Origin of the sequence: Oliverpabstia intestinalis, from assembly GCF_009696065.1 — a bacterium.
Taxonomy (GTDB): domain Bacteria; phylum Bacillota; class Clostridia; order Lachnospirales; family Lachnospiraceae; genus Oliverpabstia; species Oliverpabstia intestinalis.
Map to the genome: position 1 here is coordinate 1 of NZ_VUMS01000049.1, position 8080 is coordinate 8080.

At 39.1% G+C, this 8080-nt stretch carries 11 protein-coding genes and 1 pseudogene; all 12 read left to right on the forward strand.

All coding sequences use genetic code 11. From position 1 onward, the window contains the following. Positions 1 to 209 precede the first annotated feature (209 nt). The 12 genes and pseudogenes from FYJ57_RS14255 (at position 210) to FYJ57_RS14310 (ending at position 7936) form a co-directional block, all read left to right on the forward strand. A complete protein-coding gene (locus FYJ57_RS14255) occupies positions 210 to 1289 on the forward strand; it encodes a site-specific integrase (protein WP_154433170.1) in 1080 nt (359 codons plus the stop codon). A gap of 3 nt (positions 1290 to 1292) precedes the next feature. Further along, positions 1293 to 1616, forward strand: coding sequence for a plasmid mobilization protein (locus FYJ57_RS14260; RefSeq protein WP_154433171.1), 324 nt, complete (start codon positions 1293 to 1295; stop codon positions 1614 to 1616). Positions 1617 to 1656: 40 nt separating this feature from the next. Then, positions 1657 to 2463: a ParA family protein gene (locus tag FYJ57_RS14265; protein ID WP_154433172.1), complete on the forward strand. Its 807-nt coding sequence runs from the start codon at positions 1657 to 1659 to the stop codon at positions 2461 to 2463. Further along, complete coding sequence (locus FYJ57_RS14270) at positions 2453 to 3319, forward strand: ParB/RepB/Spo0J family partition protein (protein WP_154433173.1); 867 nt, start codon at positions 2453 to 2455, stop codon at positions 3317 to 3319. Before FYJ57_RS14265 ends, FYJ57_RS14270 begins: the two co-directional genes overlap by 11 nt. A 24-nt stretch (positions 3320 to 3343) precedes the next feature. Continuing rightward, positions 3344 to 4438: pseudogene (locus tag FYJ57_RS16620) on the forward strand (DUF6017 domain-containing protein). Positions 4439 to 4543: 105 nt separating this feature from the next. Continuing rightward, the gene (locus FYJ57_RS14280) at positions 4544 to 4849 is read left to right on the forward strand and encodes a hypothetical protein (protein ID WP_028087788.1); all 306 of its coding nucleotides are present in this window, start codon (positions 4544 to 4546) and stop codon (positions 4847 to 4849) included. A gap of 45 nt (positions 4850 to 4894) precedes the next feature. Further along, the gene (locus FYJ57_RS14285) at positions 4895 to 5452 is read left to right on the forward strand and encodes a hypothetical protein (RefSeq protein ID WP_044925306.1); all 558 of its coding nucleotides are present in this window, start codon (positions 4895 to 4897) and stop codon (positions 5450 to 5452) included. Positions 5453 to 5476: 24 nt separating this feature from the next. Continuing rightward, complete coding sequence (locus tag FYJ57_RS14290; RefSeq protein WP_008119059.1) at positions 5477 to 6001, forward strand: flavodoxin family protein; 525 nt, start codon at positions 5477 to 5479, stop codon at positions 5999 to 6001. A gap of 75 nt (positions 6002 to 6076) precedes the next feature. After that, on the forward strand, positions 6077 to 6286 hold the full coding sequence (locus FYJ57_RS14295) for a DUF6219 family protein (RefSeq protein ID WP_009300563.1): 210 nt from the start codon (positions 6077 to 6079) through the stop codon (positions 6284 to 6286). Between the two features lie 619 nt (positions 6287 to 6905). Then, the gene (locus FYJ57_RS14300) at positions 6906 to 7316 is read left to right on the forward strand and encodes a single-stranded DNA-binding protein (RefSeq protein ID WP_049946959.1); all 411 of its coding nucleotides are present in this window, start codon (positions 6906 to 6908) and stop codon (positions 7314 to 7316) included. 13 nt (positions 7317 to 7329) lie between these two features. Continuing rightward, a complete protein-coding gene (locus FYJ57_RS14305) occupies positions 7330 to 7779 on the forward strand; it encodes a hypothetical protein (RefSeq protein ID WP_026650179.1) in 450 nt (149 codons plus the stop codon). Beyond that, positions 7748 to 7936 carry a BRO-N domain-containing protein gene (locus FYJ57_RS14310; RefSeq protein ID WP_118338516.1) on the forward strand — a complete coding sequence of 63 codons (189 nt, stop codon included), beginning with the start codon at positions 7748 to 7750 and terminating at the stop codon, positions 7934 to 7936. The genes FYJ57_RS14305 and FYJ57_RS14310 overlap by 32 nt, the downstream gene beginning before the upstream one ends. The last annotated feature ends 144 nt before the right edge of the window (positions 7937 to 8080 follow it).

The following is an 8080-nucleotide window of genomic DNA, read 5'->3' on the forward strand; positions in this document are numbered from 1 at the left end:
ATGTAGCTTAGCATATATTGGATCTGGGGAGTGCTCCACTGTTCTCTCCATGTTCCTTGTAACTTGTCCACCATATCAGTTCATTATAAAAATCTTAGATTTTTGTCTTGACAACTGAGCCACTATAAAGGCTATATTGTAGTAGCTGGAAAAATCTCTACCAAATTTTTGGCAGAAAAGATTTACGGAATGAAGGTTGAGGATTAGCAATGGGTGTTTACAAAGAAGGAAAGAACTGGAAAGTTCAGGTCTATTATAAAGATTGGCAGGGCAACCAAAAGAGAAAACAAAAACGAGGATTCCGAACCAAGGGTGAAGCAAAAGAGTGGGAGCGAGACTTCCTTCAGCAACAGAGCCAGGGTGTAGATATCGAATTCGGGAACTTTCTGGAAATCTACTATAAGGATATGGATGTCAGACTTCGGGAACACACCATGTATACAAAGCGTTACATCATTGATTTGAAGATCAGACCGTATTTTGAGAAAAAGATTCTTAGTGAGATTACGGTGGCAGATGTACGTGCATGGCAGAATGAGTTGTTGATGTATAAGGATAAGAATGGAAAAGGCTATTCGCAGACGTATTTGAAAACAATCAACTGTCAGCTGACTGCAATCTTCAACTATGCTATCCGATATTATAACCTGAAGGATAATCCCTGCAGGAAGGCAGGAGCGATAGGCAAGAGCAAAGGAGAACCGAAAGATTTCTGGATGCAGGAAGAGTTCAACGATTTTCTGGAGACAGTAAGTGATAAAGCGGAGACAAGAATGGCGTTTCTTCTGTTGTACTGGACCGGAATGCGTATCGGTGAATTGCTTGCCCTTACTTATGACGACATCAATCTTGAGGAGAAGACCATTTCCATTACGAAATCCTATCAGCGATTAAAAGGAAAAGATGTGATAACACAGCCGAAAACACCGAAAAGTATCCGGATTATAACCATGCCAGATTTTCTGGCGGATGAGTTCCGAGAGTATTGCAGCCATCTGTACGGAATTATGAAAAATGAGCGTTTGTTTCACTTTACAAAATCTCATATGGAGCATTGTATGGCGGCTGGAATTGAAAAATCAGGTGTAAAAAGGATTCGTTTGCATGATCTCCGCCATTCTCATGCCAGTATGCTGGTGGATATGGGAGTGGCTCCATTGGAGATTGCAGAGCGATTGGGACACGAAAAGGTAGAGACAACATTGAATACCTATTCACATCTGTATCCGTCTACGCAGAGTAAATTAGCAGGTTTGCTGGATAAGAAGCATGAGGAAGAGGAGGAATAAGCGATGGCTGGTGACAGACATGGAAAACACAACACAACGACCATTTCTTTTCGGGTGAATTCTTATGAAAAAGCAACGATTGAAGAAAGAGTGAAAGTGAGCGGAATGAAAAAGCAGGATTATATCGTCCGGTCATGTATCTACAATCATGTATGTGTTGTTGGAAAGAAAGAAACGATTGAGATTATCCGGTCAGAAATGAGGGAAATGAGTTTGGTTTTGGAGGATGTGGCAAAAGATTTGAAGTCTGAAAAACCAGTTATTTCAGAACCGGTTCTTGATAGTATGACAGAACGGTATCTTGCATTTTTGGAAGCAGCATTATGAATGCTGAAAGGTTCAAGTTATTTATGGGAGGATAAAAAGGATGGAAGAGAAAGTAATGAAGGATTGTAAAGTGCTGGCATTGTGTTCACAAAAAGGCGGGGTTGGCAAGACAACAAGTTGCGTGAATCTGGCAGTCGGACTTGCAAAAGCAGGGAAGAAAGTGCTTGTGATTGACAATGATCCGCAGGGAAGTATGACAGCAAGTCTTGGGTATCATAACCCAGATGAATTACCAATCACACTGGCTACTATTCTGACAAAGATTGTAGAAGATGAACCATTTGAAAATACACTGGGAATTTTACATCACCAGGAAGGAATTGATTTGATTCCGGCAAACATCGAACTCTCTGGAATGGAAGTTTCACTTGTAAATATTATGAGCAGGGAACTTGTCTTAAAACAATATATAGAAAGAATGAGAGGAGAATACGACTATATATTGATTGACTGTATGCCATCACTTGGAATGCTGACGATCAATGCACTTGCCAGTGTCGATGCAGTTATTATACCTGTCCAGGCGGCTTATCTTCCTGTAAAGGGTCTGGAACAGCTGATACGGACGATAGGAAAGGTGCGAAGACAGCTTAACAAACAACTGAAAATTGGAGGTATATTGATCACCATGGTGGATAATCGAACGAACTATGCAAGAGATATATCTGATCTGATTTTTGATACATATGGAAACCAGATTAAGATTTTTCCACAGAGTATTCCATTTTCAGTACGAGCAGCTGAAATCAGTGCGGAAGGAATCAGCATATTTGAGCATGATCCAAAAGGAAAAGTAGCGGCTGCATATTGGCAGATGACACAGGAGGTGCTTTTGGATGAAAGGTAGAAGTGCATCGAAGATAAAACTGACATCTTATGATGAATTACTTGGTGGAGGAGAAGAAACGAACGATATCCAACAGGTTGCACTTGAGCATTTACATTCTTTCGAGAACCATCCATTTCAAGTAAATGATGATGAGGCAATGACGGAACTGGTGGAAAGTGTGAAAGAAGAGAGAATCCTTACGGCATTACTGGTCCGACCGCTGGGTGATGGTGAATATGAAATCATCGCCGGTCACAGAAGGAGACATGCAGCACAACTTGCCGGTCTTAAAGAGGTTCCGGTTATTATCAGAAATATGGATCAGGATACAGCTGTCCGTGCGATGGTAGACAGCAATCTGCAGAGACCAAATATACTTCCAAGTGAAAAGGCATTTGCATACCGTATGAAAATGGAAGCAATGAGTCATCAGGGAACGTCAGGCGGTATCAGTGCGAAAGACATTGGAAAGAACGCAAATGACAGTGCAAGGCAGGTGTATCGCTATATCCGGCTCACGTATCTGATGCATGACTTATTAAACGCAGTAGACCGTGATGTGATTGGATTGCAGGTGGGTGTAGAGCTTTCCTATCTTACGGTTCCAGAACAGGAGATGGTGGAGGAAGTGCATGAGAGTACCGGAAAATATCCAAGTCTGGAACAGGCAAAAAAAATAAGGCAACATCGAGAAGAAAAAACGCTGACAAAAGAGATTGTGCGGCTCCTGGTTATAGGAGAGCGTAAAAAGAAAACAACGGTAACATTAAAACAGGATGAAATTAAGAAGTATTTTCCTCCAGAGTATGATGAACAGAAGATACGGACTGTTATATGTCAGCTTTTGGAGGAATGGAGCAATCAGAATCATTGATAAGTACGAAGGGAGGGATGTGTCATGAGTATAAGAGCAACATTCCATTATTTTCAAGGAATGGAATGCGATATGTACAGTTTTTATCGTATTCTCAAACTGCTGTTTACAAGTGAATATTTTAAAAATCTCTCCTGTGAAGCAAAGGTGCTGTACGGACTGATGTTAGACCGGATGTCACTGTCCATCAAAAACCGGTGGTTTGATGAAGAGGACAGGGCATATATTTTCTTTTCGGTGGAAGAGATTATGGAAATGCTTAACTGTGGCAGGAATAAGGCTGTGAATTGTCTAAAAGAGCTGGATCAGGAAAAAGGGATTGGATTGATTGAGAAGAGGCGAATCGGACTTGGAAAAACAAATGTTATTTACGTGAAAAATTTCAGCCTGACAGAATATCCAGATGAGCCAGCAATCTTTGATTCGGAAGAAACACCGGAAAATGTAGCAGAGAGAAAAGAAAATACAGAGACAGAAATAGAAGAATATGCGAAAAAAGAGCCGGAAAAGCCCGTAAATACACAGAAGTTTGAAAAATAAACTTCAAGAAGTTTCAAAAACAAACTTCAAGGAGTTTGAAAAACAAACTTCAAGGAGTTTGAAAAACAAACTTCAAGAAGTTTAGAAAACAAACTTCAAGAAGTTTCAAAAACAAACTGTAATAATACTGAATATAATTATACTGAATTTAGTGAGAATGAATCTTATCAATATCTATCTGAACAAGAGAAAGGGAGAGATAGGATACAGGAGAGAAATGAGTATCGACAGTTAATTCATGATAATATCGAATATGAGATCCTTTGTCAGAGCTATGGAACTGGACGAGTAGAAGAGCTGGTAGAGCTGATGCTGGATGCAATATGTTCGACAAAGACATATCAACAGATCAATGGGGAAGCTGTGCCTACACAAGTGGTCAAGAGCCGTTTGCTCAAAGTCGGGTATGAACACATCCAGTATGTGTTTTTCAGTCTTGACAGGAGTACAAGCAAAGTGAAGAATATCCGGCAGTATATGCTGACGGTATTGTATAACGCTCCTGCAACAATCAATCAGTTTTATGATGCTGAAGTTCGACATGACATGTACTGGGGGAAGGATATTCCAGACAGGTAAGAACTTTGTGCCCACTGGGCACGAAGTTTAAAAAGAGATAGTCATATCTGGCAGATATGCTAAAATAACCTTGTGTCCACTGGGCACAAAGTAGGAGGAAGAATTATGTTGAGATTTATGATAAAACTGCCATTTCGAATTATTGCAGCTCCTGTTTGGCTGGTACTTGCAGCGGTGAATATTGTGCTGGTGTTCCTGGTTGGGTTATCTGCTGGATTCTGCTATCTGATAGCCGGAATCTCTGTTGTGACAGAAGTTTTGAGTATTGGGTTTGGAATCAGTACGGACTGGACAATGAAATCAGCGATTATTACGACAGTAGTGTTTGTTCTACTCCCACATATCGGTATGGGGATAGTTGCAGTAATTGAAGTTGTGAAATGTGGATTACAGGAATTTATTTTTGGATGATTGTGGAAAATATAGTGGCGCTATATGGAAAGGCAGAAATAAACAATGGAAGAATTATATAAAGTGATGGATGATTTGCTTGAGGTGGAATTTCAGATGAAAGCAGGGATGGATATTCTGAAAGAACTGGAAGAGTTTTATATGCTGGAAAAAGAAACCGAAAAATCGGATGCTAGAAAAGTAGCTGTGCTGATGAAAGGATATCTGCAGTCGATGAAGTCAAATATTCGAGAAATCATTCGTTATATTGATGACACGACACTTGAAAAATCAAATGATAAAAAGAAAGATAAACAGGAATCTGCGAGCACCATATCCGAGGAAGTGCAGGAATTTGTGAATCTGACAATTACAGAGCATATGGGGAAAGCATATTCAGAATGGAAGTTAAAGCAGGATAAAGAGCCAGTAAGTGAGATTGATAAGAAATACCAGAAATTACTGGAAACGTTATCCCAAGAACAGGAAGAAGTGATTACGGAATACTGTAATGCAATTTTTAGCAGTGGAGCAGAAACAGAAGAATTTTTCTATCGACTGGGATTAAAAGATGGACTGAATCTGAAAAATACGGTAAAATCTGTATTAGAAATGATATCATGAAATCGGAAGTTGGAGGATACACGCATGAAAATTGTAATCATTAATGGAAGTGCCAGAAAAGGAAACACGCTGACAGCAATCAATGCATTTATAAAAGGAGCATCAGAAAAGAATGAAATTGAAATCATTGAACCTGACAAACTCAACATTGCACCATGCAAGGGATGTGGTGTCTGTCAATGCTCTAAGGGATGCGTCGATAAGGATGATACAAATCCTACAATTGATAAAATTGCTGCCGCAGATATGATTCTTTTTGCTACACCAGTTTATTGGTGGGGAATGTCAGCACAATTGAAACTTATCATTGATAAGTGCTACTGCCGTGGATTGCAGTTAAAAAATAAAAAAGTTGGCACGATTGTTGTAGGCGGTTCTCCCGTAGACAGTATCCAGTATGAGCTGATTGATAAGCAGTTTGACTGTATGGCAAAATATCTTTCATGGGATATGCTTTTCAAAAAATCATATTATGCAACAGCCAGAGATGAACTTGAAAAAAACAAGGATTCCATGAACGAACTTGAGGGGATCGGAAAAAATTTATAAAGCACGTTCCAAATTCCTGTTTGCATATTTCATCAAACGGTACATATTAAAATTAACACAAAGGGAGATGTTAGAATGAAAGCTCATGAATATTGGTCTGTCGGAGCATTGATAACGATGCTAGGAACTTTTTATAGCGGATATAAAGGTTCAAAATCAAGCCATAAATATTTTGCGGCAAGTTCTTTGCTTTGTATGATTATGGCTATTTACACAGGTCATAAGATGATATCTAAAAACAAGAAAACAAAGAAAGAACCAATATCATTAGGAAATGAAGAATAATACAATCAACCTTGTGCCCAGTGGGCACGAAGTTGGCATAGTCACTATGGTGTCAGGAGAAATCCTGGCATCTTTTTTTTATATCTTTTTACACTTCAAAAAATAATTTCAAAAAATTTCTAAAATCATGTCCGATTTTGTCGCTCCCAATACAGAGTATATGGAAGGCAAATTGAAAATCCTCTGATTTCCAAAAATCACAAACGTAAAAGAGGTTCAGACAGTTCTTCCGATTGCACCTTGACAATTGAAGGAGCTGATACATCTTGAGGAACATGCTTACCGGAGATAATCCGGCTCGTGCAGGCGAAGACTCCTACGGGAAGAGCGAAGCAATAATGATACCACCGAAGGGTACAGGACCTCTGCTGAAACAGAGACTGTGACTGTATTTTTACAGCCGGGTTATCTGGAATGATAACGATCAGATGTATATGTACAGACAAAGCCCAAATGTGAATACTTAGATTTTCTTATTTATATTACAGGAGAAATCCTGTAGCAAGTGGGGAATGGTTCGAATCCATTCCTCATTTTTTCGTGCAGAAAATGCACAGATTATTATCCTGTTTGAAATACCAGGGAAGGGTGTTGCAGGAAGAAAGGGAGGACAAAAAGAATGAATACGATTGTTTTAATGGGTAGACTTGCCAGAGATCCAGAAACTAAGCTGACATCTACGCAAAAGGGACAAACCAAAGTATCTAGGTTTCCACTGGTAGTAAAAAGAAATCGCACAAGCAAAGCATTTGTAGTGATGATCACAGCTTATGGAAATAATGCAGAATTTGTGGAGAAATATCTTGAAAAAGGAATTAAGATTGCTCTTTCCGGAGAGTTGGTAATCTCTCAGATCAAAGATGAACAGACTGGAACTGCATCCTATTATACCGAAGTCATTATGGATAATGTAGAGTTTGCAGAAGCCAAAACAAAAAAAGAAGAATCTGACGGATTTCAACCAGCAGAGAAGAGGAAGATTCCATTCGATATACCAGAAGAACTTGAACAAGAAATGCCATTTCGATAGGAGGACAAGATTTATGAGAAAATACTTTTTAGAATTATTTGCAATAGGATTGGTTGATTCAGAAGGAAGAATCAATACAGAACATATGACAAGTGATGCGCTTATGACTGCCATGAAAACAATGGAAGAGCTGACGCAAATGAAAATGGATCGTTTGGTTTTGGAAACAACAATGGAGATGATCTTATGTATGTTTGAGTCATGTGACACAGAGGAATTTACAGAAATATTAGGCAAGCTGCTTGGCGGAAAGCAGACTTCTAAAGTGACAGCTCATTTGGAAGCACTGGAGGAATTGTTGACAGAAGAGGAATATAGTAGTTTCCTTGCAGAATATCTTGGTTATTTAACCGTGAATGTAGCAGAGTTTATTAGGAGCACAATCATTGAAAATGGTTTGATGTTACTTGCCGGTTCAGGAGGAGAAGAGGATGGAGAAGAGGATGGAGAAGACGGATTATAAAATCACAGAGTTTCACAATTCGGAGTTTGGTTCCATCCGTATGATTGAAGATGGAGGCAGACTTTTATTTTCTGGAATTGATGTAGCATTTGCTTTGGGATATGCAAAACCAAGAAATGCGATAAATGTTCATTGCAAGGGGGCTCTGAAACGGTAATGCCAGTTAGCTAAAATTGAGGCTGTAAAAAATCTTGTGTCTTTGGAAAGTGAATCTTTCTGATAAGAAATAGATATGTAAGGTTTTGCTGTCGAATTTATGATTATGTTGTTGTCGAATTTATCTTTCTATTTATAGTATAAC

Coding starts and splice junctions, on each gene's coding strand:
- FYJ57_RS14255 (WP_154433170.1), top strand. CDS start 210: ATGGGTGTTTACAAAGAAGGAAAGAACTGGAAAGTTCAGGTCTATTAT.
- FYJ57_RS14260 (WP_154433171.1), top strand. CDS start 1,293: ATGGCTGGTGACAGACATGGAAAACACAACACAACGACCATTTCTTTT.
- FYJ57_RS14265 (WP_154433172.1), top strand. CDS start 1,657: ATGGAAGAGAAAGTAATGAAGGATTGTAAAGTGCTGGCATTGTGTTCA.
- FYJ57_RS14270 (WP_154433173.1), top strand. CDS start 2,453: ATGAAAGGTAGAAGTGCATCGAAGATAAAACTGACATCTTATGATGAA.
- FYJ57_RS14280 (WP_028087788.1), top strand. CDS start 4,544: ATGTTGAGATTTATGATAAAACTGCCATTTCGAATTATTGCAGCTCCT.
- FYJ57_RS14285 (WP_044925306.1), top strand. CDS start 4,895: ATGGAAGAATTATATAAAGTGATGGATGATTTGCTTGAGGTGGAATTT.
- FYJ57_RS14290 (WP_008119059.1), top strand. CDS start 5,477: ATGAAAATTGTAATCATTAATGGAAGTGCCAGAAAAGGAAACACGCTG.
- FYJ57_RS14295 (WP_009300563.1), top strand. CDS start 6,077: ATGAAAGCTCATGAATATTGGTCTGTCGGAGCATTGATAACGATGCTA.
- FYJ57_RS14300 (WP_049946959.1), top strand. CDS start 6,906: ATGAATACGATTGTTTTAATGGGTAGACTTGCCAGAGATCCAGAAACT.
- FYJ57_RS14305 (WP_026650179.1), top strand. CDS start 7,330: ATGAGAAAATACTTTTTAGAATTATTTGCAATAGGATTGGTTGATTCA.
- FYJ57_RS14310 (WP_118338516.1), top strand. CDS start 7,748: ATGGAGAAGAGGATGGAGAAGACGGATTATAAAATCACAGAGTTTCAC.